Below are 24885 nucleotides of genomic sequence, written 5' to 3'. Positions count from 1 at the left end.
TTTCGCCATATTTGAGTCAGGCCGCCCGGCGGGCACCGACGACGGCGTGGCCTTCCGAACGGACGCGGAAGCGGCGCAACAGCTCGATCAGCTGGTCCACCTCGTCCTTGAGGCGGCGGGTTTCCGCCGACGTGCGCTCGACCATGCCGGAATTCTGCTGGGTGATTTCGCCCATGCTGCGGATCGCCACGCTGACCTCGTTGACGCCAATCGCCTGATCGCGGGCGGCGGCGGCGATATCGGCGACGAAGCGGTTGATGATATCGATGCGGCTGATCATATCGTTCAGCGCCTCGCCGGTGCTCGAGACGATGCCGACACCCTCGTTAACCTGACTCGAACTCTGCGAGATCAGGTTCTTGATCTCCTTGGCCGCATCGGCCGTGCGCTGGGCGAGCTGGCGGACTTCCTGCGCGACGACCGCAAAACCCTTGCCGGCATCACCGGCGCGCGCCGCCTCAACGCCGGCGTTCAGCGCCAGAAGATTGGTCTGGAAGGCGATTTCGTCGATGACGCCGATAATTTTGGAAATCTCCGTCGAGGATTTCTCGATACCGGCCATCGCCGACACGGCGCTGGTGACGAGTTCGCCCGAATTCTTCGCCTTCTGCTGCGTCTCGCGTACGGCGTCCGAAGCCTTCTCGGCATTGGCGGCGGTCTGGCCGACGCTGACGGAAAGCTGCTGCAGGGCAGCCGAACTCTCCTCGACGCCGGCCGCCTGCTGGGCAGTGCGCAATGCGAGATCGTTGGTCGCATTGGAGATGACGTCGGCGCCATTCATGATATGGCCCGACGTGTCGCGCACCGATGCGAAGGAATGGCGCAGCGCCTTGACGGCACGGTTGTAATCCTCGGCCATCTGCCGAAAATTACCGGGCAGGTCGGATGGCAGAGTGGCCTCGAGATCGCCGCTCGACAGCGCCTCCAGACCGCGGCGCAGCTGCTCCAGCGCCATCGCCTGATCGGCCTCGGCCTGGGCACGCTGCTGTTCCAGAGCCTGGCGCTTGGCTTCAAGCGTCTCGAGGTAGACCGAGATCGAATAATCCATGTCGAGCATGCCGGCCTTGATGACCGCCGACAGCTTCTCGGCGAGCAATTTGCCCTGCTGGCGCGCAAAGACCGACGGCCACTGCTTCTCCATGATGCCCTTGACGAGCTCGGACAGAACCAGGGCATAGCCGCCCACATACCAGCGCGGCTCCAGCCCGATGCGGGCGGGCGTGCGCCCGACCGCGGTCACGCCGTCGACGTAGGTTTCGTCGAAGGCGCCGCCTGCAAGCTTGCCCCAATGATCCTGCTGCCGCTTCTTGGCATGGGCGACATGGTTCTTGTCGGCGAAAAAGCCTGAGACGGCGGGGGTCTTGGCGATCTTGGCATAGAACTTGTCGAGGGCGCCGCCGATTAGCTCTGATATGACGGGGCTGAGATCCCGTATCGACCGGCGCGCCGCCTCGTCCAGTTCGATGAAATCGAGGCGCTGCCTGAGTGCACTGTCGGTCTGCTGGGATGTCATGGAAATCTCTGTACTTGGCGCAACGGCGCTGGAGGGAATTCTGCGGCACAGATTTTGGCGAATATGGTTGAGCAATGGTTAAATCGGCGGCGATTTTCTGCATCGGTGAGGAAAAAGGCGACAGAGGATTTCGTTCACGTTTTGATCTATGTATTGCCGCAGCTTCTGTTATGGTTGCGGCATGACCGTTCATTCCGAATCGCTTGCCCTCTCCAACGCCTCGCTGAGCCCGGCCATGCTGGCGCTTGCCGGCGGCGTTTTTGTCGCCTTCGTGCTTATGGTGATCATCCTTCTCTTGCGCAGCGCCAGCCTCCGCCGCGAGCAGGCGGAGGAGGCGAGCCTCCGGGCTGGCGAAAGCGAGGCGCGCATGGCCGAGCTTTTGAAGATCCAGGCGGAGATGCAGGGCCGCATCACGGCCATGGCCGAGGTTTTTGGCGCGCGTCAGAGCGAGCTCAACCAGGCAATCAGCCAGCGTCTCGACGGCATGTCGCAGCGCGTCAGCTCGACGATCACCGAGCAGACGAAATCGACGCATGAGAACCTGCAGCGCCTGCAGGAGCGGCTGGCGGTCATCGATGCCGCGCAGAACAATATCCAGACGCTCGCCAAGGACGTGGTCGGACTGCAGGCGATTCTCTCGAACAAGCAGACGCGCGGCGCCTTCGGCCAGTCACGGATGGAGACGATCGTCGCGGACGGCCTGCCGATGGGCGCCTATGCATTCCAGCAGACGCTCTCGAACGGTTCGCGGCCGGACTGCACGATCCGCATGCCAAACGGCGCGCCGCCGCTCGTTATCGATGCGAAGTTCCCGCTCGAAGCCTGGAACGCCATCCGCGACGCAGCCAGCCCCGAGGCCGGCAAGATCGCCAGCCAGCAGTTCCGCCGCGACATGGAGATTCATATCCGGGATATTTCAGAGAAATATCTGATTCAGGGGGAAACCCAGGAGACGGCTTTTCTCTTCGTGCCGTCGGAATCGATCTTCGCGGAGATCCATGAGAACTTCGAGGCCCTGGTGCAGAAGGCACACCGCGCGCGCATCGTTATCGTCTCGCCATCGCTGCTGATGCTGTCGATCCAGGTCATCCAGGCGGTGCTGAAAGACCAGCGCATGCGGGCGCAGGCGCATCTGATCCAGGGCGAGGTGGCGCTCCTGATGGACGATCTCGGCCGCCTCGACGAGCGGGTGCGCAAGCTGCAGGGCCATTTCGCCATGGCGCAGAAAGATATCGACATGGTGGTCACGTCAGCCGACAAGCTCACCAAACGCGGCGCCAAGATCGAGGCGCTGGAATTCGAGGCAGGCGGCGACGCAAAGCCTGCCCGCGACGGCGAGGTCCCGGCCAAATCCGTGGAAAGCCGTACCGGCCTTCTCAAGCTTCGGGTGGTTGACGAGGAGTGATCGCTTCGGCAGTGTCTCGCCCCATGAAATAGCAGGAGCATGATGTCATTGGCATGCTCCAAAAGACGGGACAGCCTGATGATCACAGTTTTCGGATCCATCAACATGGATCTCATCGCCACGACCGAGCGCCTGCCGAAGCCCGGCGAAACAGTGGCCGGCAACGGTTTTGCCACGGCCGCCGGCGGCAAGGGCGCCAACCAGGCGCTGGCAGCCCGCCGCGCCGGTCGCTATGTGCATATGGCCGGCGCCGTCGGCAAGGATGCTTTTGCTGCCGATGCTCTTTCTCTGCTCGATGAGGCAGGAACCGATCTCTCCCTCGTCAAGCATATCGACGGTCCCACAGGAACGGCGCTGATTCTGGTCGGCGGCGACGGCGAGAACATGATTGCCGTGGTGCCGGGCGCCAACGGGCTGGTCGCGCCCGCCGATGCGGAAACCGCGATCGGCCGCATGCACGAAGGCGACATACTGATGTTGCAGCTTGAGGTGCCGGTCGCGGCCGTCGAACGCGCGCTCTCGGCCGCACGCGCCAAGGGCATCACCAGCATCCTCAACCTCGCCCCACTGATTCCCGATGCGCCGCGTCTCGGACGCCTCGCCGATATCGTCATTGCCAATGAGACTGAGTTCGAGCGACTTGCCGGACAGGACGGCATGGACGCAGGAGCGCGCGAGGCAGCGCTTGTCCGCCTGCATCATGAAACCGGCCAGACCCTGATCGTGACGCTCGGCGGCGATGGCGTCATCGCCATTCGTGACGGGGTCCTCTCAAGAGCGCAGGGGCTGGCGATCGATCCTGTCGACACGGTCGGAGCGGGAGACACCTTCTGCGGCTATTTCGCCGCCAGCCTCGATGACGGGCTTGATTTTCCGACAGCGCTGCGCCGCGCGGCGGTCGCCGGTTCGCTCGCATGCCTCAAATCAGGCGCGCAACCGTCGATTCCTTTGAGTGGGGAAGTCGCAGACAGAATATAGCCTGGCCTGCCTGCGAAACGTCGGCAGATGTCCTTCAATTTTAAAGGAGATTTCTGCGGTTTTGCTCATATAACCACTTAAGTTTCATTTAAATTTAACAGGTCTCCGGCGATCTTCCCAGCGATCGCCGGATCGTCGCATATGCGGATCCGCGGCTGATGCGGCTGCTCCATGACGGAGCCATGCCTTCGCTCCTGCGCCGAAGAATGCCCGTTCGGCGCATCCTTGCCTGAGGAACCCATGTTCATTTTTCGCATGAAATCGCTTGCGGCGAAACTTATCGCCATCACCGGCATTGCCATCGCGCTTGTTCTCATCGCTTCGAACTTTTTCCTCATCGGCCAGACCAGGGATCGCGTTCAGATGCTGACGATGGATCAAGCCAATCTCGAGGCAAAGTCGATCGCCAATGAGATCGCCGCCAATGTCGGCGAACTCGCCAGCGCTGCCCGCAGCATGTCAGGCGTCATCGGCCGAGCCCATGATGGAAAGTCGCTCGATCGCAAGGGCATGATCAACGTGCTGAAAGCCAATCTGGAACAGAATGCCTTCGCCTTCGGCAGCTGGTTCTGCGAGCAGCTTGGTGCGCTGGACGGAAAGACGACCGAGATTGCCAACAACAATGACGAAGGCACCAACAAGAACGGCGCCTTCACGCCCTATTGGTCGAAAACCAAGGATGGCGGCATCCAGTATTCGACCTTCGACAATGATTATACCGCTGAGTGGTGGAAGCTTGCTGCCGACAGCGGCAAGGGCGCGATCACCACGCCTTACATGGCCGAGGGAACCGACGTACCGACGCTGCTGACTTCCATTGCCTATCCTGTCATGTCGGGCGGCAAGATGATCGGCGTCGGCGGCGTCGACATCTCGCTGAAGTCGCTGACCGATAAGCTTCAGGCGCTGCACCCCTTCGGCTCCGGCCGCGTGACGCTGCTCTCGCAGGCCGGCAACTGGATCGTCGCGCCGGTCCCCGACCTGATGACCAAGCAATATGACGGCGAAGGCGCCGACGTCGTCAAGGCGGCGCTGTCGAACAAGCAGCCCGGCCTCGTCCGAAACCTCACCTATGACGGCCTCGATCCTTTCGACCGCGTCGTCTATCCATTCGACGTCCCCGGCGTCAACGCCATCTGGGTCGTGCTTGTCGACGTCCCGCACACCGCGATCAACGCGCCGGTGCAGGATCAGACCTACATGATGATCGCCACCGGCCTGATCGTGCTCGGCGCGGTGATGCTGGCGCTCTATTTCGCCGTCCGCTCGCTCGTGCAGAGGCCGCTCGGCAGCCTTGTCGCCAGCGTCAAAACGCTCAGCGACGGCGAATATGCCGAACCCGTCGCGGCCCAGGACCGTACCGACGAAGTCGGTTCGGTCGCAAAGGCACTCGAAGGGTTCCGCTTCAAGCTCGCCGACTCCAGGCGCCTCGAAGACGAGGCCACCCACCAGCGACAGGCCGCAGAGGCCGAGCGCGGCCGTTCGGAATCGGAACGGCAGCAATCGGTGTCGCTGCAGCGTCGCATCGTCTCGGTCGTCGGCGCCGGCCTCTCGGAATTGTCTCAGGGCAATCTGGGTTACCGCATCACCGAAGATTTCCCCGGCGAATACGGCAAACTGAAGCAGGATTTCAATGCCGCGCTTGCAAGCCTCGAAGAGACCATCAACACGATGAATCTCAGCGTCGTCAATATCGGCGCCGGCACCGGCGAGATCAGCAACAGCGCTTCCGATCTCGCCAAACGTACCGAGCAGCAGGCAGCAAGCCTGGAAGAGACAGCGGCAGCGCTCAACGAGCTCACCGCCCAGGTCGATTCCAGTGCCGAGAATGCCCGCACGGCTGCCGACAACGTCAATCTCGCCTGCCAGGATGCCGAGAAATCAGGCGAAGTGGTGCAGAAGGCCATCGCCTCCATGCAAGGGATCGAGCAGTCTTCGACGGAGGTATCGCGGATCATCGGCGTCATCGATGAGATCGCCTTCCAGACGAACCTGCTGGCGCTGAACGCCGGCGTCGAAGCGGCTCGCGCCGGCGAAGCCGGCAAGGGTTTTGCCGTCGTCGCCCAGGAAGTGCGTGAACTCGCGCAGCGTTCGGCCACTGCCGCCAAGGAGATCAAGACTCTGATCAACACCTCGGCCGTCCAGGTCAAGGAAGGCGTCGATCTCGTCGGGCGCGCCGGCGGGACGCTGCACAAGATCGCAGAACAGGTGATGGGCATCAACAGCCTCATCCGGCAGATCTCGGCATCGGCCAGCGAACAGGCGGTGGGGCTGAAGGAAATCAACCAGGCCATGAACCAGATGGATCAGGTGACGCAGCAAAATGCGGCGATGGTGGAGGAAGCGACCGCCGCCAGCGTGGCGCTCAACGACGAGGCGCAGACGCTGAAGACGCTCGCCACGCGCTTCAGGGTGTCCGGCTCCGCCAACGCGACCGCGCTCGCCTCCGTGGCGAGGCAGATGCGTGCGCCGGCTGCGGCCCCCTCGCACTTGGCAACCGCTCCTGTGGTCCGCCACGCGCCGGCGACCCACCGCACCACACCTCAATCGCATGGCTCGGCCGCCGTGGCTCGGGATAACTGGGAAGAGTTCTGACCGTTCAGCCCTGGGTAAATAAAAAATGCGCCTGCGAAATCAGGCGCCTTTTTTCATTTAGGGATTATGCAGCTCAAGCAGCGTTCGACGTCTGCTCTTCGTTGAGGAAGGCGTAGATCGCCGAGGCGGAATCGGTGGCCCGCAGCTTTGCAACCAGGTCTTGATCGCGCAGGACGCGGGCGATGCGCGACAGGGCTTTGAGATGGTCGGCGCCGGCGCCCTCCGGCGCAAGCAGCAGGAAAACGAGGTCGACGGGCTGGTCGTCCAGCGCTTCAAAATCGACAGGCTGCTCCAGCCGGGCAAAGATGCCGACGATGGAATGAATGTTCACCAGCTTGCCGTGGGGAATGGCGATACCGTTGCCGACGCCGGTCGAACCCAGGCGTTCGCGCTGCAGGATGACGTCGAAGATCTCCCGTTCGGAGAGCCCGGTGATCCTCGCGGCTCTTGCCGCCAATTCCTGAAGCAACTGTTTCTTGGAATTTACTCTGAGGGCGGGAATGATCGCATCCTGATGGAGCAAATCTGCCAATGCCATTTCTTTTTCCTTCTGTCGCCGGGATCAGTTGATGCGAGGAGCGGCGGCGATACCGCCGCTCACCACTCTGATCTCAGCCTTTGATATTGGCCGAATCGATCCAGCCAATATTTCCGTCGTGCCGACGATAAACGATGTTCAGATGTTCCTTGCCGGGACTGCGGAACAGGAGAAGCGGCTCGTCGGTCATGTCGAGCGCCATCACGGCGGTGGCGACGGACATGGTCTTCAACTGCTTCGTGCTTTCAGCGACGATTGCCGGGGCGAAATCGTCGGGAATTTCATCCTCGTGATCAGGAACGGAGTCCATGACCGTATAGGAGACTTCTGCAAAGCCATTCAGGTGGTTTCCGGCATGGTGGTCCTTCAGCTTGCGCTTGTAGCGACGCAGGCGTTTCTCGATGCGTTCGGAAGCGGCGTCGAAAGCAAGCTGCGGATCCGTCGCTTCGCCGGCGGCATGAAGCACCACCCCGCTGTCGAGATGAAGCTTGCAGTCTGCCGAGAAACGAGAACTCGCCTTTTCGACGGTCACCTGGCCGGAATACCCCCCATCGAAGTATTTCGTGATGGCCGTTCCAATTTGGTCCTCGATCTTTTGGCGGAAGGATTCACCAATTTCCATATGTTTCCCGGATACACGCACACTCATGGAGTTTCCCTTCTTATGGTCGTTTGCGGGTATCAGTTTACGCCAAGCCTCGGGTTCATCCAAGCACTTCGCGCAATCTCAAGCAAGATCGGCGTAGGCCTGCGGTCCTCGGTGCCCTTGGGATGATGGGGATAACTTCAAACGCCGTTCACGGCGACGATTGCGGCGGGCTTCTAGCCAGAGGTTGCCGGAAAGTCAATAGGGCGCCGAATCAGCTCCGGGCGTGCTCGCAGAAGGTGTAGCAAATCTCCTACGGAAGGAGCCTTCCGGCGACTTTCCCTTCATCAGCTCCCGCGCTTCGTGCCTGCGTTGCGCGCGGCATCGTCATGGCGATGACACCGAGAATGACGCAGACCAGTCCGATCCACGCCGTCGGGCTCAGCCTCTCGCCGAGAAAGACGATACCGATCGCCACACCGATCGGCACACGGAGATAGGCTTGCGACGTGGTTCCGACCGAACCCAGCGTCTGAACGAGGCGGAAATAGATCGTAAAGGCAAGTGCCGTCGAAAAGGCAGAAAGGGCAAGCAGCGCCAGCACCGATGCGGCCGAGGGATCGAGCCCCCAGGGCCGGTCGACGAGCAGGCTTACAGGCATCAGAATGACCGCGCCCGAGATCAGCGAACCGGCCGCCGGCACGGCAGGGTGGAGGCCTCTAAAGTTCTTGCTGAAAATCGCGGCCCCTGCGTAACAGATGGTTGCCAGGATGATGGCGAGTTGCGCCATCAGGCTTTCGCCTAGACCGCCGAGCGCTTCGACGCCGATGACGAGGCAGATGCCGGCAAGCCCGGAGACGACGCCGAAAAGCTTTCGCGCCGTCGCCGGCTCATGGCGGGTTATCGACACTGTCAGCAGGAAGGTGAAAATAGGCGTCGCCGAATTCAGGATCACCGCCAGTCCGGCATCGACGGACTGCTCCGCCCAGGCGATCAGCGTGAAAGGAAAGACGCTGTTCAGGCAGGCCTGAACGACGAACAGGCGCCATGTCGCGCGATCGCGCGGCAGGCGGACATGCCGATGGCGAAGCACGGCCAGCAGAATGGCGCCGGCGATCAGTGTGCGCACCGCGATCAAGGTCACCGGCGGGATCGTTTCGACCCCGATCTTGATAAAGGTGTACGAAGAACCCCAGAGGGTCGCAAGCACCAAAAGCAGGACAAGTTCTCTGGTAAGGTTCGGCTTTTGCGGCGTCATAGGCACATCGATCTTCGTTCAAGACGCGGGAGAAATAGGCCAATTTGGAAGGTGGATGCTTCGATCCAGATCGAAGCGTGCTGCTGCGTCAGAAGCCCGCGACTTTGGCGAGCGCCCGCTTCTCGCGGCGGCGCTGCACCGAGGAAGCGATGTTCATCGCTTCCCGGTATTTCGCGACCGTGCGGCGGGCGAGATCGACACCGCCCTTCTTCAGCATGTCGACGATATCGTCATCGGAGAGCACCGCGTCGGGACTCTCCTGCATGATCAGCGCGCGGATTTTGTGACGCACGGCCTCGGCCGAATGGCTGTCGCCGCCCTCGACCGCGCCGATCGACACGGTGAAGAAATATTTGAGTTCGAAGAGGCCGCGCGGCGTCAGCATATATTTGTTCGAGGTGACGCGGCTGACGGTGGATTCATGCATCTTGATCGCCTCGGCCACCGTCTTCAGGTTCAGCGGCCGCAAGTGGTCGACACCGTGCAGCAGGAAGGCATCCTGCTGGCGAACGATCTCGCTTGCCACCTTCATGATGGTCTTTGCCCGCTGGTCGAGGCTGCGGGTCAGCCAGTTGGCGCTCTGCAGGCACTCGGAAAGGAAGGCATGATCTTCGCCATTCCGGGTCACGCGGGAAAAATAGGACTGATTGACGAGCACGCGCGGCAGCGTATCCGGGTTGAGCTCGACCAGCCATCCACCCTCAGCGGAGGGCCTGACGACGACATCGGGCATGATCGCTTCGGAAACGCCCGTCTCGAAACCGCTGCCGGGTTTCGGATTGAGCTGGCGGATCTCGCCGAGCATGTCGAGAAGATCTTCCTCATCGACGCCGCAGAGCCGCTTCAGCGTGGCGAAGTCGCGCCGCGCCAGGAGTTCGAGATTTTCAACCAGCGCCTGCATGGCAGGGTCGTAACGGTCTTTATGCCGGAGCTGGATCGCCAGGCATTCGGCGAGGCTGCGGGCGAAAACACCCGGAGGATCGAGCGTCTGTAGGGCGGCGAGCACGTGTTCGACCTGCGTGAGGTTCGTGCCGAGCCGCTCGCCGGTTTCGACGAGATCGACCTGAATGTAACCGGCATCGTCGAGTTGATCGATGAAATTCTGCGCGATCAGCCGATCGCTCATATCAGGCAGGACGAAGGGGATCTGCTGCGCGAGATGATCGCGCAGGGACACCTGACCGGCGACAAAATCGTCAAGATCGTAATCGGCGGCGTCGGCGCTGCCCGGCATCGACTTCCACTGACCGACGAGTTCCGGTGCGTCGAGGCGCTGCGGACCACCATCATCGGGAAAGACATTGGTGTAATTGGCGTCGAGCTCGTCGTTCAGCCGGCCGGTGCTTTCGCTGCCGCCGTTGTCGTACCAGTCACTGGAAAGCGCCTCGGCGCGATTGTCGGCGCCGTCGTCCGCGCCGGCGTCCTCCGGCGAATGAGCGAACTGCTCGTCCTCGCCTGCCGCCCGTTCGTCGCCCGCCTCGCCATCATTCGACGGAAATTCGAGCAGCGGGTTCTTCTCCACTTCCTGAGCGATGAACTGGGCGAGCTCAAAATGGGTCATCTGCAGCAACTGGATGGATTGCATCAGTTGCGGCGTCATGACCAGGGACTGGCTCTGGCGCAGAAATAGATTGGCGGACAGTGCCATGACGGACGCGAAACTCCCTCAACTCCTCCGGGAAACCACGGCCGATCCACGCTTCAGGCCACGGAAATCCGAGTTGGCCCAAAAATTGCTTTTTTATCTCATTTGGTCAAGCGGAACTACGCGGCAAGGTGAATCAGCGTGGGATCAAAGGCTGAAATTGTCGCCGAGATAGAGCCGGCGTACTTCCGGATTGTTGACAATGTCATTCGCACGGCCGTGGGTCAGCACTTCGCCGGCATGGATGATATAGGCGCGGTCGATGAGGCCGAGCGTCTCACGCACATTGTGGTCGGTAATGAGAACGCCGATGCCGCGGGCCGTCAGATGGTGGACGAGGTTCTGGATGTCGGCGACCGAAATCGGGTCGACACCGGCGAAGGGCTCGTCGAGCAGCATGAAGGTCGGGTCGGTTGCAAGCGCTCGGGCGATTTCGAGACGGCGGCGTTCGCCGCCGGAAAGGGCGACGGCGGCACTCTTACGCAGCTTCTGGATATGAAATTCCTCCAGCAGCTCGTTCAGCTTCTGCTCGCGCTCGGCCTTGTCCTTCACATGCACTTCGAGGACGGCACGGATATTTTCTTCCACCGTCAGTCCGCGAAAGATCGAGGCTTCCTGCGGCAGGTAACCGACGCCGAGGCGCGAGCGGCGGTACATCGGCATGGTGGTGACATCGTTTCCATCGATCTCGATCGTGCCTTCATCGACCGGCACCAGACCGGTGATCATGTAAAAGCAGGTCGTCTTGCCGGCGCCGTTCGGGCCGAGCAAGCCGACGGCTTCGCCGCGACGCACCACAAGGGAGACGCCGTTGACGACACGCCGCGTCGCATAGGTCTTCGTCAGACCACGGGCGATCAGCGTTCCCTGATAGCGGCTCTTGTCGGCGGCACCTGCAGCTTGCGGCTCAGGCCGGCCGAACATGGTGGATAGCGATGATAATTTCACAGGGGAGGCCGGTTCAGTTCTGCTTCTGCGCGTTCGGCTGCGATTTCGGATCGAGCTGAATCTGGACACGACCGCCGCAGCTTTCAAGCTCCGCCTGGCCGGTTTGCATGTGAACGGTCAGCTTGCAGCCGGTGAAGACGTTCGGTCCGTCCGACAGAATGACCTTGTTTCCCTGATCCGCGGTCAGGATGAATGTCTGCGAGGCCATGTCGAAATTGCCGTCGTCGGCAGTCGCCGTCTGCGTGCCTGAAACCAGGTAGACCTTGTCCGTCACCAGGATCTTGTCGATATCCGCACTTCCCGATGCCAGCGAGGCCGACTGCTCGGGCTTCGCCTCCGGTTGAGCCGGCGCGCCGGCGCCCGGCTTTGCCGCCTTGTCCTTGTAATAGACGGTCATCTTGCCGGACTGCATCGTCGTCGTGCCCTGGACGACCTTGACGTTGCCGGTGAAGAGCGCCGTGTGCTCCTGATCATGGATCTCCAGCTTGTCGCTTTCGATCTGGATCGGCTGATCGTTTGAAAGCTTCATGCCCGACATGGTGGTCGACTGCGCCCCCGCGCCCGAGACCGTCAGAATAAGGGCAAATGCGCCGGCAACGAATGCGATGCCTGTCTTGCAAGCTGAAATGCGACAATCTTTTGTCATGAGTGACCCGGCTGGTTAAGTGCCCTGTTTATGAATGGTGGATGGATCGACATTCATGCGAACATTCCCCTCGAATGTGATCACGCGCCCCTTATCGGTTATCTCCAGCGTCTTCGCAACAATGGAAGCATTGTCCTTTGTGATGGTGACGGGATCGTCGCTGCGCATGTTGCCGCCCTTGATGTCGAGCCGGGCGGACTGGAATTGCGCGTTGAGGCCGCTGCTCAGCACCAGGGTGAAGGGAGCTGTCATATGCAGGTTGTCGGTGGCGCGATTATAATCGGCAGTCGAAGCGATGACGCGGGCAATCAGCCCGTCATTCATCGGCACGGCGGCCTTGATGGTCTCGAGGGTGATGAGATCAGGATTGCGGATATCCTGCAGCGCCCTTTCCGCAAGCATGGAATAATTGACGCCGTCGGAGTTGCGTCCGGCAATTGCCGGCTTTTCCATCACGACCTTGCCGTTCTCGATCTTGGCGCCTTCCATCTTGATATTCTCGGGCAGATATATCTTGACCAGCGCAACCGCCGTGAGGCTGGCCGCGATGACGAGGGCGGCCAACGGCAGCAAGATCTTCAGCCGCCGCACGCGGGCGGAATGGAACAACGCATCGCCATAGGGGCTCCGACCGGAGCCCGCATAAGCGGCATTTCCGTTGTTCTTCAGGGTATCGAGCATAGGTCTCGTTCCATGTGCGATGATTGCCCCGCCTGCGTAACAAAGCGGCCGGCAATCACAGTTCGTTTCGCATTATTACATTGGCTTGCCAATATGGAATTTTTTCTGCAACAAGCAACAAAACGGAAAAACATACAAAAGTGGCATTCGTACGCGCCGCTGCGATCAATTTCACCGGACCCATCGGCGCCGTGCCGACCCCGGGCCAGCGCTGGAGGTTTCTATGGACAGTTCGATCATCGCGGATCGCCGGCGGCTGCGCCGCAAACTCGGCTTCTGGCGCATCGTCGCGGTCGCCCTCATCGTGGCGCTTGGTTTTGCCTTTTACCGCTTCGCCCTCGGCGGAGCCGGCACGGCAAGCCCGCATATCGCCCATGTGACGATATCGGGGCTGATCGTCGATGACGACGAGCTGCTGGAGCGGCTGAAGAAGGTCGAGACCAGCGATCAGGTGAAGGCTGCGGTGATTTCGATCTCCTCGCCCGGCGGCACGACCTATGGCGGCGAAAAAATCTTCAATGCGATCCGGGCGATATCAGCCAAGAAGCCTGTTGTCTCGGACGTGCGCACGCTGGCCGCCTCCGCGGGCTATATGATCGCCACCGCGGGCGACACGATCATTGCCGGCGACAGCTCGATCACCGGCTCGATCGGCGTCATCTTCCAGTATCCGCAGATCCAGCCGCTGCTCGACAAGATCGGCGTATCGCTGCAGGAGATCAAATCCTCGCCCCTGAAGGCCGAGCCCTCGCCCTTCCACGAGGCGAGCGAGGAAGCCAAGGCGATGATCCGCAACATGGTGGTCGACAGCTATAACTGGTTCGTCGACCTGGTCGCCGACCGGCGCAAGCTGCCGCGCGACGAGGTGTTGAAACTCGCCGACGGCACGATCTATACCGGCCGGCAGGCGCTGAAGGCGAAGCTCGTCGATACGATCGGCGGCGAGGCGGAAATCCGCGCCTATCTCAAGTCGCGCGGCGTCGACACCGATCTGCCGATGGTGGATTGGGACAAGAAGAGCAACACGCCTTTTCTGCTCGCAGGAGCTGTTTCGCGGCTGATTACTATCTTGGGTTATGATGATCTGGTCAAAGGCCAGGATATCAATGGAATCCTGCCCCCAAAGTTGCTTCTTGACGGGCTGCTTTCAGTTTGGCAGGTTGGCCGGGACTGATAAGAAATCAATAATTTAAGGGGGCGACTGTGATCAAGTCCGAATTGGTGCAGATTGTTGCGGCACGCAACCCGCATCTCTATCATCGCGACGTCGAAAATATCGTCAACGCGGTTCTCGACGAGATCACCGATGCACTGGCTGCGGGCAACCGCGTCGAATTGCGCGGCTTCGGCGCGTTTTCGGTCAAGAACCGCCCTTCCCGCTCCGGCCGTAACCCGCGCACCGGCGATACCGTCTTCGTCGAGGAGAAGTGGGTTCCCTTCTTCAAGACGGGCAAGGAACTGCGCGAGCGGCTCAATCCCGGCCAGGCCGACGAAGAGGATTGAGCGGCGCGAGCCGCCTGCGGCGAAACCGCACTTGAACTTGAACACCGTTTTCCTATTCTGCTAGAGCATCGGCCCGAAAGTCGGAATCGATTTTCGGGCCGATGCATATAAGACGGATGGAGAGCTCAAATGGCCAAGAAGATCGTCAACCTGTTGATTCTGCTGCCGCTCGGAGTCATCCTCATCGTCTTCTGCGTCGCCAACCGGCAGAGCGTCACGCTGGCCTTCAATCCCTTCAGGCCCGAAGACCAGGTGCTTGCGGTTTCCGCACCTTTCTTCGTCTTCCTGTTCATCGCATTGATAGCAGGCATGCTGATCGGATCGGCCGCCACCTGGTTCAGCCAGGGCAAACACCGCAAGCGCGCCCGCACCGAGGCCAAGGAAGCCATTCGCTGGCAGGGCGAGGCCGATCGTCACAGGTCCCGCGCGGAGGAGATCGCCGGCCAGCTGCCGTCGCGATAAGATCGGCTCTCGCCCCGAGTCAAACCGGAGAAAAGCTCAGCTCCTCGTAGTCGCCTTCCGGCGACGCGCCGTTGCCGGTCACCGCGAAACCGTGGGAAAGGTAGAAGGCCTTCGCCCGCCGGTTGTTCACCAGGCATTTCAGCCGGTACTTATGTCGCGGCCATTCCGGTAGCGCCCTGAGCAGCGCCGTGCCGGCGCCGAGCCCCTGGAACTCGGGCCTTATATAAAGCATGTGAATGAAATCGTCCTCCGGCCAGAGCGACAGGAAGCCGGCGACGCTCCGGTCGGCATGCTCGCAGACGAAGATCGTCTCGCCATTGGTATGGGCGGAGAAATCCTCGCGGTGAAACTTGCCGGGATCGACCCAGACGAATGTCTGGCGGCGCACGGAAAGATAGATGTCCGCAAGTAATTCCTGGTCTTCCGCCCGTGGCGGCCTGATGGTCCATGTCATCATGTCGCAATAGCTCAGGCGCAGGTCCGCGCCAAGCGGCAGCGAAAACTTCGGCGCTCAATCCGCAGTCATTTTTGCAACGATCGCAGCATTGAAATCCGAGAAGAAACCTTCGGCCAGCCGCTGCGAGGTCGAATCGAGCAGGCGTGCGCCGAGCTGGGCGAGCCTGCCGCCGAGTTCGGCTCTCGCCCGGTAGTGCAGGATCGTCTCCTCGCCCGTCGCCTCGAGCACGACATCGGCGCTGCCCCTGGCGAAGCCGGCAAGGCCGCCCTTGCCTTCGGCCGTCAACGTATAGCTTCTCGGCGCATCGACATTGGAAAGCGTCAGCAACCCATGGAAGGTGGCGGAGAACAGGCTGAACTTCACCTTGATCGTCGCCTCGAAAGCGCTTGGCGACAGCCGCTCGATGTTCTGACACCCCGGAATGCAGCCGCGCATGATCTCCGGATCGTTGAGCGCTGCCCAGACCATGTCCCGCGGCGCGGCGATGCGTTCTTCGCCGGTGAAATCCATTCGACAGCCCCATCTGCGATTCGCCCCATCTTATCCCAGCAGCAAAGCCCTTTGCCACGGCGGATGGGAATGTTATCTGGTGGCTTCTATCGGAAAGAATTACGATGAGCGACGAATTGAAACCCTGGAGCGTGACGGCGAGCCGGATCACCTACGAGGATCGCTGGATCCGGCTTCGCAGCGACGATTGCGTTACCGCCGAGGGGATCGTCGTCGCTCCGTTCCATGTGCTCGATTATCCCGATTGGATCAACGTCATCCCGCTGATGCCCGACGGACGCGTGCTGTTGACGCGGGAGTACCGGCATGGCCGGGCCGAAATCGTCCTCGGTCTAGTCGCCGGCGGCGTCGAACCCGCTGACATCGAAGCCGGCGATGCGGCGATGGCGGCAGCGCGGCGCGAACTGCGGGAAGAGACCGGCTATGACGCCTCGACCTTCGTCAAGCTGCTCACCTCCTATCCGAATGCCGCCAACCACAGCAATATAGTCACGAGCTGGCTGGCGTTTGGCTTGAACAGATCGGGCGAACCCTCTTTCGACCCTGGTGAGAAAGTCGACATGTTGTTTGCAGATCTTGGCGATATCCTTGCCGACCTGCGGTCCGGCGCCGTTATCATGCAATCGATGCATGTCGCGGCCCTCTATGCGGCGGAAAGCTGGCTTCGCACGCACGCATCCGAGGGCTTGAAATGAACGCCGCCACAAGAGAACCTGTCCAGGCGTGGTCGGCGCCCAGTTGATCCGCTGCAGTCTTCTAGGCTAGAGGACGAAAAAACCGACAGAGACGCGGAAGAGCACGTGAAACAAAGAGAACGCCGGCCGGGCCAGAAGAAGACATCAGGTCCCGCCGGTGAAAGCCGCAGGGACGATCGGGCCGGCCGAGCACCAAAGCCCGTGGCACGTCCCGCGGCCACACGCGATACGGTTCGCGAGAGTGCGACGCCGGCTGCGGTTTTGCGCCCGCTCATGACGCGCAGCGGCGATCGGCCGGCGGAGCGCGTGCCGGTCATTCTCGAATCGCTCGGCGCCGGCGATTTCCACCTGATCGACAGCGGCGATGGCCAGAAGCTGGAGCAATATGGCCCCTACCGCATCATCCGCCCGGAAGCTCAGGCGCTGTGGCGGCCTTCGCTGGCGCCGCAGATCTGGGAGAAGGTGGATGCCGTGTTCACCGGCGATACCGACGAGGAAGGCACCGGCCGCTGGCGCTTCCCGAGGGAGGCGCTCGGCGAGACCTGGCCGCTCAACCTGCTCGGCGTCGATTTCCTCGGCCGCTTCACCTCGTTCCGTCACGTCGGTGTCTTTCCCGAGCAGATCGTCCATTGGAGCTGGATGAAGGAGGCTGTCGAAAAGGCCGGCCGACCGCTGAAAGTGCTGAACCTCTTCGGTTATACCGGTGTCGCGTCGCTGGTCGCCGCCGCTGCCGGCGCCGAGGTCACCCATGTCGACGCGTCGAAGAAGGCGATCGGCTGGGCGCGCGAGAACCAGGCGCTCGGGCGCATGGAGAAGCTGCCGATCCGCTGGATCTGCGAGGATGCGATGAAATTCATCCTGCGCGAGGAACGCCGCGGCAGCCAATACGACATCATCCTCACCGATCCGCCGAAATTCGGCCGCGGCCCCAACGGCGAAATCTGGCATCTCTTCGAGCATCTGCCGCTGATGCTCGATGTCTGCCGCGAAATCCTCTCCCCGAGGGCAGTCGGCCTGGTGCTGACGGCCTATTCGATCCGCGCCAGCTTCTATTCGATCCACGAGTTGATGCGCGAGACGATGCGCGGCGCCGGCGGTGCGGTCGAATCCGGCGAACTGGTCATTCGCGAGGCCGGCACGGATGGCCGGACTGCGGGCCGGGCGCTTTCCACCTCCCTCTTTTCGCGCTGGGTGCCGCAATGAGCAAGGACTTCCACGATCACGGGCCACGCAGGGTCGGGCAGGTGAAGGAAGTCACCTCGCTCGCCAATCCGATCATCAAGGACATCAAGGCGCTGACCAACAAGAAGTCGCGGGAGGAAAGCGGGACTTTCCTCGCCGAAGGGCTGAAGCTCGTCATCGATGCAATCGAGCTCGGCTGGACGATCCGCACGATGGTCTATGCCAAGGCCGCCAAGGGTAAGCCGCTGGTCGAGCAGATGGCGGCAAGGACCGTCGCCTCGGGCGGGCTGGTGCTCGAAGTCAGCGAAAAGGTGATTGCCGCGATCACCCGGCGCGACAACCCGCAAATGGTCGTCGGCATCTTCGAGCAGCGCTGGACGCCGCTCAAGGGCATCCGGCCGCAGGAGGGTGAGACGTGGGTGGCGCTCGACCGCGTGCGCGATCCGGGCAATCTCGGCACCATCATCCGGACGGCCGATGCGGCCGGCGCGGCCGGCATCATTCTCATCGGCGAGACGACCGATCCCTTCTCGCTGGAGACCGTGCGGGCAACCATGGGCTCGGTCTTCGCCGTTCCAGTCGCGCGGGCGACGCCGGAGGAGTTCCTGGCCTGGCGGAAATCGGCCGGCGTTTCCATCGTCGCCACCCATCTGGCCGGCGCGGTCGACTATCGCACGATCGACTACCGCAAGAAGCCCACGGTCCTCCTGATGGGCAACGAACAATCCGGCCTGCCGGACCAGCTCGCCAGGGAGGCCGATGCGCTCGCGCGGATCCCACAGCAGGGCCGCGCCGACTCCCTGAACCTCGCCGTCGCCACTGCCGTCATGCTTTTCGAGGCGCGCCGCCATCTCCTTTCACTTGCCGAGGGCAAATGACCGAACCGACGCATGCACGCCCCGCGCTGTTTTCGCGCCCGGCGCCGATCCTGATTTTCATCCTTCTCGCCGTTCTCATCGACCAGGTCGTCAAGATCGCCGTCGATCATACCCTGCCGCTGCAGGAAGCCGTTCCCGTCATCCCGATGCTGGCGCTCTACCGCACCTATAATCTCGGCGTCGCCTTTTCGATGCTGGAGGGCATGGACGGCTGGATCATCGTCGGCATGCGGCTCGTCATCGTCGCCTTCGTCATCTGGCTGTGGTACCGCACGGCAAAAGACCGCTGGCTCGCGCATCTCGGCTATGCGCTGATCATTGCCGGTGCGATCGGCAATCTTGTCGATCGCTTCGCCTACGGACATGTGATCGACTACATCCTCTTCTACACCGAAAGCTGGTCTTTCGCCGTGTTCAATCTCGCCGACAGTTTCATCACCATCGGCGCCGGCTGCGTCATCCTCGAGGAGCTGCTGCTGCCGAAAAAGGCCGGCCGCTAAAATCTTATCGAATTCCTGAAGGCATTCGGAATAAGCCTCATGTTATCCAGATACCATGCAGAGTCTGGGACAGTTGCAGGAAAGATTGTCCGCCGCCTTCGGCGGAACCGCCGTCAAGCCGCATCAGGAGCGGACGGAGGAAACCTCTTCGCGTCCCGGAGCATCGACAGCGCGCACGGGGGCTGCTGCCCTATCAGGGCCTGCAGCGACGCGGCGCCTGCTGTTCTACTGGCTGAGCGGCGCCGGCTTTCTGGCCGCGATGGTCCTGACGCTGCTCGCCCATGCCGGCGAGCCGTTGCTCCTTTCGGGCGGTCTCGTCGCTCTCGGCCTTGCCGTCATCGCCTGTTACGCCGTGCTGATGGTACGCCGGCAGAGAAGCAGGCAGCCCGCCGGTCGATCCGCTCCGAACGGCGATGATGGCGCGAAGCTCTTCGCCGAGGTGCATGACGTGCTCGGCGATATCACCCTCACCCGTGCCATGGACCGTCGCATCATCTCGGCCAACGACACCTTTCGCCGTCTGACCGGCCGGCTGCGCCCGGAAGGGCGGACCTGCGAAGAGATCGGGATTGCCTTCCGTCCCGGCCCGATCCCGCACTGCTACGACGTCGAGATATCGACGCCGGAAGGCCAGCGTATTTTCCTGTGGCGCGACGTGGTCACCCGCGATCCGGGCAGCGGCCACCTGCTGCTGCAGAGTGTTGCCCGTGATGTGACGGAGGAGCGGCTCGTCGCGCAGAGCCGCGAGTCGGCCCGCCAGAAAGCCGAGTATAACAGCGCCGCGAAATCCCGACTGCTTGCAACCGTCAGCCACGAGGTGCGCACGCCGCTTTCGGGCATTCTCGGCATGACGCACCTGCTCGCGGAAACGCGGCTGACGCAGGAACAGCAGAATTATCTCGCCAACATCCGCCAATCCGGCCACGCCTTGACGCAGCTTGTCGAGGATCTGCTCGATTTTTCCACCATCGAAGTCGGCCGTTTCGAGCTTCACCCGCGCTCGGAATCGCTGCGGAAGCTTCTGGAAAGCGTCGTCGAAATGCTCGCCCACCGGGCGCATGAAAAGGGGATCGAGATCGGCGCCACCGTGTCGTCAGACGTTCCGGAGAAAATGAGCTTCGATGCGGCGCGGCTGCGCCAGGTTCTGTTCAACGTCATCGGCAATGCTGTCAAATTCACGCAGGCCGGCGGCGTGTTCATCCGCGTATCGCTCGATGCCGGCAACCTGCTGATTACCGTCACCGACACGGGTCCGGGCATGACGGCGGAGGAGCTGGCGCGCGTCTTCGGCGAGTTCGAACAAGGTGGAAACGTTGCCGACAAGAGCGGCGGCACCGGGCTCGGCCTTGCCATCTCCGCCCGCATCATGCGCGAATTCGACGGCGCCTTGACGGTCACCAGCGAAAAGGGCAAAGGCAGCACATTCACCATACGCTTCCCCATTGAACTCGACAGCGAGCGCTCCGAACGGCGAAACACGCTGCTTGCCGGCAACAGCGTCGTGCTGCTGGCGCCGGCAGGGGCGGCCCGCTCCGCCATTGCCGAAACGATCACCGCGCTCGGCGGCACCTGCCATCTTGTCGACAGCGGCGAGGCTGCGCGCGCGAAGCTGCTCGGAATGGCAAGCGGCAGCCGCCGGCCAACCGATATTATCGTCGATCATCGCATGTCGGCGGAATTTTCAGCGCATCTCGCCGATCGCGCCGAAATCGCTGCCCTTGGCCTGCGCAAGGTCCTGCTCGTCAATCCCGAAGAGCGCAGCGCCCATCCGCTCGACCTGTTCGATGCCTGGCTCATCCGGCCTCTGCGCGAACAGTCGCTGATCGATGTGCTGCGCGGGCGCATGCGCGGCATGGAGAAGCGCGACGCGCTGAACGACAACCAGCCGGGTTTCGGCCCGCCGATGGCCGAAACCATGGTGGCCGCACACGGCCTGCGCATCCTGCTCGGCGAGGACGATCCGATCAATGCGATGCTGGTGCGCGTCGTCCTGGAAAAGGGCGGACACAAGGTGCACCATGTCGAGGATTTCGACACACTCCTCGATTGCGCGCTCGGCGAGGCGAGCGCGCGGCCAGACATCATCATCAGCGATCTGTCGATGCCGGGCGGCAACGGCATCGACATGCTGGGGCGGCTGCGCGGCCACGAAAGGCGGCTCGATCTTGACCCGGTGCCGGTGATCGTGCTCACCGCCGACAAGAGCGACGAGTCGCGCCGCCAGGTCTTGCTCAATGGCGCCAACCGCGTCATGGTAAAGCCGGTCGATCCGGTGCGGCTGCTGACGGAAGTTCAGGCGGTCGCCGCCCTTTCCGCCCGACGGGCAGAAGCGCGGTAGGTCGCTGAATTGACTGCGCAGGCTGCTTGCGCCGGGAAATTCAATATGTCACTTTCCTGTCGCACAGAAGTGTTTTATGGCGTCGATAAGCCGGCAACGGGAGAATCGCCATGTCCTCCATCGACATCCTGAATTGTGACGTTACCGCGGAGGCCGCGCGGCCGTCGACGGCTGCGCAGCAAGACGGCGACATCCTCGGCCGGATCGGCAATCTCGAAACCCGCCTTGCCCGCACGGCACGCGAGATCGATGCGGCCCAGGCCGTGCGCTACCGCGTCTTCGTCAAAGAAATGAAGGCGCAGCTGCCGCCGGAAGCCATGCGGCGCGAACGCGATTTCGATGCCTATGACGCTGTCTGCGACCATCTTCTCGTTCTCGACCGCTCGCTCGAAGGTGATCCGGAAGATCAGATCGTCGGCACCTACCGGCTGCTGCGCCAGGATGTCGCGATCGCCAATGGCGGTTTTTATTCGGCTTCCGAATTCGAAATCGAGAGCCTCCTCGCCAGGCACCCGGACAAGCGCTTCATGGAGCTCGGGCGTTCCTGCGTGCTGCCGGAATACCGCACCAAACGCACCGTTGAGCTTCTCTGGCAGGGCAACTGGGCTTATGCATTGAAGCACGGCGTGAGCGCCATGTTCGGCTGCGCCTCGTTCCCCGGCGTCTATCTCGAAAGCCACGCACTGGCGCTGTCCTTCCTCTACCACAATGTGCTGGCGAAAGACGAATGGGCCATCGGCGCACTGCCGCATCTCGCCCGCAACATGGATCTGATGCCGGCCGAGGCCGTCAACCCGAAGCGGGCGCTGATGGCCCTGCCGCCGCTGATCAAGGGCTACCTCAGACTCGGCGCAATGGTCGGCTCCAGCGCCGTCATCGATCATGCCTTCAACACGACCGACGTGCTGATCGTGCTGCCGATCTCCAGCATTTCCGACCGCTACCTGAACTACTACGGCGCCGACGCCGGTCGCTTCGCAAGCTGATTGCAGTCAGGCGAAGCAGAGATTGCCAGTGCTGCCCCTCACCCTAACCCTCTCCCCGTTCTGACGGGGAGAGGGGACTTGCCGCACGAGCCGTGGATGGGGCGGAGAGATCGCGGCATATCCCCTTCGCCCCGCAAACGGGGAGAAGGTGCCGACAGGCGGATGAGGGGCTGATCTCGCCGATCTCCCTGGTCACTGAATATCTCGCTGTGCGGGCAGATGGCCTTATGACCCGCCATAGGCGGCGATCGCCGCCATGTTGACGATATCGCTGTCCTTGGCGCCCATCGAGGTGATCTGCACCGGCTTGTCGAGGCCGACGAGGATCGGGCCGATGACCGTGGAGCCGCCGAGTTCCTGCAGCATCTTGGTCGAGATAGAGGCCGAGTGGAAGGCCGGCATGACGAGGACGTTGGCGGGGCCGGAGAGCCGGCAGAAGGGATATTGCTCCATCACCTTGCGGTTCAGCGCCACATCGGCAGCCATCTCGCCGTCATATTCGAAATCGACGCGGCGCCGGTCGAGGATCTTGACCGCTTCGCGCACCCGCTCGGAGCGTTCGCCGGAGGGATGGCCGAAGGTGGAATAGGCAAGCATGGCGACGCGCGGCTGATACCCCATGCGCCGTGCGAGACCGGCCGCTTCTTCGGCGATATCGGCAAGTTCTTCGGCCGTCGGCATGTCATGCACTGCCGTATCGGCGACGAAGACCGTGCGGCCGCGGCAGAGCGCCAGCGACACGCCGATGACGCGGTGGCCGGGCTTCTCGTCGATGCAGCGGCGCACATCCTCGAGTGCGGTGGAATAGTTGCGTGTGATGCCCGTCACCATGCCGTCGGCGTCGCCGAGCGCCACCATGGTGGCAGCGAAGTGGTTACGGTCATTGTGGATCAGGCGCTGGGCATCGCGGTGGAGGTAACCGCGCCGCTGCAATCTGGCATAGAGGTAATCGATATAGGCTTCGACCCGGGTGGAGATGCGGGCATTGACGATATCGAAGCCGGGCCGGTTGAGGTCGATGCCGGCGCGCTCCGCCGTCGCCCGGATCAGATCCTCGCGGCCGAGCAGGATGGCGGTGCCGAGCTGCTGGTTGGCGTAGGACATGGCGGCGCGCAGCACCTGTTCTTCCTCGGCCTCGGCAAAGACGATCCGCTTCGGGCGGCGGCGGACACGTTCGTAGAGGCTGGCAAGCGTCGAAGCGATGGGATCGCGGCGCGCCGAAAGCTCGCGTGCGTACCCGGCCATGTCGGTAATGACCTTGCGGGCGACGCCGCTTTCGATCGCGGCTTCTGCGACAGCCACCGGGATGGCCGAGATCAGCCGCGGATCGAAGGGAACGGGAATAATATATTGCGGCCCGAAACGCGGCCGGTTGCCCTGGTAGGCGGCGACCACGTCATCCGGCACGTCCTCACGGGCAAGGTTTGCCAGCGCCTTGACGGCGGCGATCTTCATCGCGTCGTTGATCGTGGAGGCGCGCACATCGAGGGCGCCGCGGAAGATATAGGGAAAGCCGAGAACGTTGTTGACCTGGTTGGGGTAGTCCGAGCGGCCCGTTGCCATGATGGCGTCGTCGCGGATGCGGGCGACCTCCTCGGGGGTTATCTCGGGATCGGGATTGGCCATGGCGAAGATGATCGGCCGGTCGGCCATCGAACGGATCATCTCGGCCGAGAAGGCGCCTTTCTGCGACAGGCCGAAAATCACATCGGCGCCGTTCATCGCATCTTCCAGCGTGCGCGCATCGGTCTTTGCCGCATGCGCAGATTTCCACTGATTCATGCCCTCGGTGCGGCCCTGGTAGATGACGCCCTTGGTATCGCAGAGGATGATGTTTTCGGGCGCAAAGCCCATCGCCTTGATGAGTTCGACGCAGGCAATCGCCGCAGCGCCGGCGCCATTGCAGACAAGCTTCGTCGTCTTCAGGTCGCGGCCGGTCAGTTCCAGCGCGTTGATCAGGCCGGCGGCGGCGATGATCGCCGTGCCGTGCTGGTCGTCATGGAAGACGGGAATGTCCATCAGCTCACGTAGCCGGCTCTCGATCACAAAGCAGTCCGGCGCCTTGATATCTTCGAGATTGATGCCGCCGAAGGAGGGGCCGAGGAAGCGGACGCAGTTGATGAACTCGTCGACGTTTTCCGTGTCGATTTCGAGGTCGATGGAATCGACGTCGGCGAAGCGCTTGAAGAGCACCGACTTGCCCTCCATGACCGGCTTGGAGGCAAGCGCACCGAGATTGCCGAGACCGAGGATCGCCGTGCCGTTTGATATGACGGCGACCATGTTGCCGCGCGCCGTATAGTCGTAGGCGGTCTGCGGATCGGCGGCGATCGCCTTGACCGGAACGGCGACACCCGGGGAATAGGCAAGCGAGAGGTCGCGCTGCGTCGCCATCGGCTTGGTCGGGTTGATCTCCAGCTTGCCGGGGCGGCCCATGGCGTGAAAATCGAGCGCCTCCTGATCGGTCACCGAGGTCACCGGCCGGTCCTTCTTATTAATATCGGGCATAAATCCTCCAACGTCCTGTGGGCGACGCTTCGCTCTTCCTCAAATGCAGTTGTCATCTATAGCGGCGCGCGGA

Annotated in this window: 23 protein-coding genes; 12 read left to right on the top strand and 11 right to left on the bottom strand. The window is 62.2% G+C overall.

All coding sequences use genetic code 11. The features are described from left to right. Nucleotides 1-16 precede the first annotated feature (16 nt). Complete coding sequence (locus NXC14_RS02045) at nucleotides 17-1513, bottom strand: globin-coupled sensor protein (protein ID WP_085776749.1); 1497 nt, start codon at nucleotides 1511-1513, stop codon at nucleotides 17-19. Between the two features lie 181 nt (nucleotides 1514-1694). Between NXC14_RS02045 and NXC14_RS02040 the strand changes: the two genes are divergently transcribed. The 3 genes from NXC14_RS02040 (at nucleotide 1695) to NXC14_RS02030 (ending at nucleotide 6491) form a co-directional block, all read left to right on the top strand. Next, a complete protein-coding gene (locus NXC14_RS02040; RefSeq protein ID WP_085779940.1) occupies nucleotides 1695-2918 on the top strand; it encodes a DNA recombination protein RmuC in 1224 nt (407 codons plus the stop codon). Between the two features lie 78 nt (nucleotides 2919-2996). Beyond that, the gene (locus tag NXC14_RS02035; RefSeq protein WP_085779939.1) at nucleotides 2997-3896 is read left to right on the top strand and encodes a ribokinase; all 900 of its coding nucleotides are present in this window, start codon (nucleotides 2997-2999) and stop codon (nucleotides 3894-3896) included. 240 nt (nucleotides 3897-4136) lie between these two features. Further along, a complete protein-coding gene (locus NXC14_RS02030; RefSeq protein WP_085776748.1) occupies nucleotides 4137-6491 on the top strand; it encodes a methyl-accepting chemotaxis protein in 2355 nt (784 codons plus the stop codon). Nucleotides 6492-6564: 73 nt separating this feature from the next. On the opposite strand, the gene ptsN is transcribed toward NXC14_RS02030, so the two are convergent. The 7 genes from ptsN to lptC all read right to left on the bottom strand — a co-directional run bounded on the left by ptsN (nucleotide 6565) and on the right by lptC (nucleotide 12793). After that, entirely contained in the window at nucleotides 6565-7029 is a 465-nt protein-coding gene (gene ptsN, locus NXC14_RS02025) for a PTS IIA-like nitrogen regulatory protein PtsN (RefSeq protein ID WP_011423788.1), read from the bottom strand. A gap of 73 nt (nucleotides 7030-7102) precedes the next feature. After that, on the bottom strand, nucleotides 7103-7678 hold the full coding sequence (gene raiA / locus NXC14_RS02020) for a ribosome-associated translation inhibitor RaiA (protein ID WP_085776747.1): 576 nt from the start codon (nucleotides 7676-7678) through the stop codon (nucleotides 7103-7105). A gap of 250 nt (nucleotides 7679-7928) precedes the next feature. Further along, the gene (locus NXC14_RS02015) at nucleotides 7929-8873 is read right to left on the bottom strand and encodes an EamA family transporter (RefSeq protein ID WP_085776746.1); all 945 of its coding nucleotides are present in this window, start codon (nucleotides 8871-8873) and stop codon (nucleotides 7929-7931) included. Nucleotides 8874-8961: 88 nt separating this feature from the next. Continuing rightward, entirely contained in the window at nucleotides 8962-10521 is a 1560-nt protein-coding gene (gene rpoN, locus NXC14_RS02010; protein WP_085776745.1) for an RNA polymerase factor sigma-54, read from the bottom strand. 144 nt (nucleotides 10522-10665) lie between these two features. Next, nucleotides 10666-11442: an LPS export ABC transporter ATP-binding protein gene (lptB, locus tag NXC14_RS02005; RefSeq protein WP_085776744.1), complete on the bottom strand. Its 777-nt coding sequence runs from the start codon at nucleotides 11440-11442 to the stop codon at nucleotides 10666-10668. A gap of 37 nt (nucleotides 11443-11479) precedes the next feature. After that, nucleotides 11480-12112 carry an LptA/OstA family protein gene (locus tag NXC14_RS02000; protein ID WP_085776743.1) on the bottom strand — a complete coding sequence of 211 codons (633 nt, stop codon included), beginning with the start codon at nucleotides 12110-12112 and terminating at the stop codon, nucleotides 11480-11482. Nucleotides 12113-12127: 15 nt separating this feature from the next. Continuing rightward, nucleotides 12128-12793: an LPS export ABC transporter periplasmic protein LptC gene (gene lptC / locus NXC14_RS01995; protein WP_085776742.1), complete on the bottom strand. Its 666-nt coding sequence runs from the start codon at nucleotides 12791-12793 to the stop codon at nucleotides 12128-12130. Between the two features lie 223 nt (nucleotides 12794-13016). Here lptC and sppA point away from each other — a divergent pair, with 223 nt between their 5' ends. The 3 genes from sppA to NXC14_RS01980 all read left to right on the top strand — a co-directional run bounded on the left by sppA (nucleotide 13017) and on the right by NXC14_RS01980 (nucleotide 14758). Further along, the gene (gene sppA, locus NXC14_RS01990; protein WP_085776741.1) at nucleotides 13017-13967 is read left to right on the top strand and encodes a signal peptide peptidase SppA; all 951 of its coding nucleotides are present in this window, start codon (nucleotides 13017-13019) and stop codon (nucleotides 13965-13967) included. A 29-nt stretch (nucleotides 13968-13996) separates the two neighbouring features. Next, nucleotides 13997-14296 carry an integration host factor subunit beta gene (locus NXC14_RS01985; protein ID WP_003544934.1) on the top strand — a complete coding sequence of 100 codons (300 nt, stop codon included), beginning with the start codon at nucleotides 13997-13999 and terminating at the stop codon, nucleotides 14294-14296. 129 nt (nucleotides 14297-14425) lie between these two features. Then, the gene (locus NXC14_RS01980) at nucleotides 14426-14758 is read left to right on the top strand and encodes a LapA family protein (protein ID WP_085776740.1); all 333 of its coding nucleotides are present in this window, start codon (nucleotides 14426-14428) and stop codon (nucleotides 14756-14758) included. Nucleotides 14759-14777: 19 nt separating this feature from the next. Here the strand turns inward: NXC14_RS01980 and NXC14_RS01975 are convergent, their stop codons facing one another. Next, nucleotides 14778-15212: a GNAT family N-acetyltransferase gene (locus NXC14_RS01975; protein ID WP_085779938.1), complete on the bottom strand. Its 435-nt coding sequence runs from the start codon at nucleotides 15210-15212 to the stop codon at nucleotides 14778-14780. A 57-nt stretch (nucleotides 15213-15269) separates the two neighbouring features. Further along, the gene (locus tag NXC14_RS01970) at nucleotides 15270-15725 is read right to left on the bottom strand and encodes a carbon monoxide dehydrogenase subunit G (protein ID WP_085776739.1); all 456 of its coding nucleotides are present in this window, start codon (nucleotides 15723-15725) and stop codon (nucleotides 15270-15272) included. A 104-nt stretch (nucleotides 15726-15829) separates the two neighbouring features. Here NXC14_RS01970 and NXC14_RS01965 point away from each other — a divergent pair, with 104 nt between their 5' ends. From NXC14_RS01965 to NXC14_RS01940, 6 genes are all read left to right on the top strand, one after another. Continuing rightward, nucleotides 15830-16420, top strand: a complete 591-nt coding sequence (locus NXC14_RS01965; protein ID WP_085776738.1) for an NUDIX hydrolase — start codon at nucleotides 15830-15832, stop codon at nucleotides 16418-16420. 105 nt (nucleotides 16421-16525) lie between these two features. Continuing rightward, the gene (locus NXC14_RS01960; RefSeq protein WP_085776737.1) at nucleotides 16526-17623 is read left to right on the top strand and encodes a class I SAM-dependent methyltransferase; all 1098 of its coding nucleotides are present in this window, start codon (nucleotides 16526-16528) and stop codon (nucleotides 17621-17623) included. Next, nucleotides 17620-18480 carry an RNA methyltransferase gene (locus NXC14_RS01955; protein WP_085776736.1) on the top strand — a complete coding sequence of 287 codons (861 nt, stop codon included), beginning with the start codon at nucleotides 17620-17622 and terminating at the stop codon, nucleotides 18478-18480. Before NXC14_RS01960 ends, NXC14_RS01955 begins: the two co-directional genes overlap by 4 nt. Beyond that, a complete protein-coding gene (lspA, locus tag NXC14_RS01950) occupies nucleotides 18477-18980 on the top strand; it encodes a signal peptidase II (RefSeq protein ID WP_085776735.1) in 504 nt (167 codons plus the stop codon). The genes NXC14_RS01955 and lspA overlap by 4 nt, the downstream gene beginning before the upstream one ends. Nucleotides 18981-19035: 55 nt before the next feature. Next, complete coding sequence (locus NXC14_RS01945; protein ID WP_085776734.1) at nucleotides 19036-21318, top strand: ATP-binding protein; 2283 nt, start codon at nucleotides 19036-19038, stop codon at nucleotides 21316-21318. Nucleotides 21319-21428: 110 nt separating this feature from the next. Continuing rightward, entirely contained in the window at nucleotides 21429-22304 is an 876-nt protein-coding gene (locus NXC14_RS01940; RefSeq protein WP_085776733.1) for a GNAT family N-acetyltransferase, read from the top strand. A 225-nt stretch (nucleotides 22305-22529) separates the two neighbouring features. Here NXC14_RS01940 and NXC14_RS01935 read toward each other — a convergent pair whose 3' ends face one another. Further along, nucleotides 22530-24812, bottom strand: a complete 2283-nt coding sequence (locus NXC14_RS01935) for an NADP-dependent malic enzyme (protein WP_085776732.1) — start codon at nucleotides 24810-24812, stop codon at nucleotides 22530-22532. Nucleotides 24813-24885 lie beyond the last annotated feature (73 nt).

It is taken from the genome of Rhizobium sp. NXC14 (genome assembly GCF_002117485.1).
GTDB lineage: Bacteria > Pseudomonadota > Alphaproteobacteria > Rhizobiales > Rhizobiaceae > Rhizobium.
Note: the sequence above shows the minus strand (reverse complement) of the source record. Positions and strands in the feature narration are given on the sequence as shown.

Excerpts from the sequence above, each read along its gene's own strand:
- NXC14_RS02045 (WP_085776749.1), bottom strand. The coding sequence starts at position 1,513 with ATGACATCCCAGCAGACCGACAGTGCACTCAGGCAGCGCCTCGATTTC.
- NXC14_RS02040 (WP_085779940.1), top strand. The coding sequence starts at position 1,695 with ATGACCGTTCATTCCGAATCGCTTGCCCTCTCCAACGCCTCGCTGAGC.
- NXC14_RS02035 (WP_085779939.1), top strand. The coding sequence starts at position 2,997 with ATGATCACAGTTTTCGGATCCATCAACATGGATCTCATCGCCACGACC.
- NXC14_RS02030 (WP_085776748.1), top strand. The coding sequence starts at position 4,137 with ATGTTCATTTTTCGCATGAAATCGCTTGCGGCGAAACTTATCGCCATC.
- ptsN (WP_011423788.1), bottom strand. The coding sequence starts at position 7,029 with ATGGCATTGGCAGATTTGCTCCATCAGGATGCGATCATTCCCGCCCTC.
- raiA (WP_085776747.1), bottom strand. The coding sequence starts at position 7,678 with ATGAGTGTGCGTGTATCCGGGAAACATATGGAAATTGGTGAATCCTTC.
- NXC14_RS02015 (WP_085776746.1), bottom strand. The coding sequence starts at position 8,873 with ATGACGCCGCAAAAGCCGAACCTTACCAGAGAACTTGTCCTGCTTTTG.
- rpoN (WP_085776745.1), bottom strand. The coding sequence starts at position 10,521 with ATGGCACTGTCCGCCAATCTATTTCTGCGCCAGAGCCAGTCCCTGGTC.
- lptB (WP_085776744.1), bottom strand. The coding sequence starts at position 11,442 with ATGTTCGGCCGGCCTGAGCCGCAAGCTGCAGGTGCCGCCGACAAGAGC.
- NXC14_RS02000 (WP_085776743.1), bottom strand. The coding sequence starts at position 12,112 with ATGACAAAAGATTGTCGCATTTCAGCTTGCAAGACAGGCATCGCATTC.
- lptC (WP_085776742.1), bottom strand. The coding sequence starts at position 12,793 with ATGCTCGATACCCTGAAGAACAACGGAAATGCCGCTTATGCGGGCTCC.
- sppA (WP_085776741.1), top strand. The coding sequence starts at position 13,017 with ATGGACAGTTCGATCATCGCGGATCGCCGGCGGCTGCGCCGCAAACTC.
- NXC14_RS01980 (WP_085776740.1), top strand. The coding sequence starts at position 14,426 with ATGGCCAAGAAGATCGTCAACCTGTTGATTCTGCTGCCGCTCGGAGTC.
- NXC14_RS01975 (WP_085779938.1), bottom strand. The coding sequence starts at position 15,212 with ATGACATGGACCATCAGGCCGCCACGGGCGGAAGACCAGGAATTACTT.
- NXC14_RS01970 (WP_085776739.1), bottom strand. The coding sequence starts at position 15,725 with ATGGATTTCACCGGCGAAGAACGCATCGCCGCGCCGCGGGACATGGTC.
- NXC14_RS01965 (WP_085776738.1), top strand. The coding sequence starts at position 15,830 with ATGAGCGACGAATTGAAACCCTGGAGCGTGACGGCGAGCCGGATCACC.
- NXC14_RS01955 (WP_085776736.1), top strand. The coding sequence starts at position 17,620 with ATGAGCAAGGACTTCCACGATCACGGGCCACGCAGGGTCGGGCAGGTG.
- lspA (WP_085776735.1), top strand. The coding sequence starts at position 18,477 with ATGACCGAACCGACGCATGCACGCCCCGCGCTGTTTTCGCGCCCGGCG.
- NXC14_RS01945 (WP_085776734.1), top strand. The coding sequence starts at position 19,036 with ATGCAGAGTCTGGGACAGTTGCAGGAAAGATTGTCCGCCGCCTTCGGC.
- NXC14_RS01940 (WP_085776733.1), top strand. The coding sequence starts at position 21,429 with ATGTCCTCCATCGACATCCTGAATTGTGACGTTACCGCGGAGGCCGCG.
- NXC14_RS01935 (WP_085776732.1), bottom strand. The coding sequence starts at position 24,812 with ATGCCCGATATTAATAAGAAGGACCGGCCGGTGACCTCGGTGACCGAT.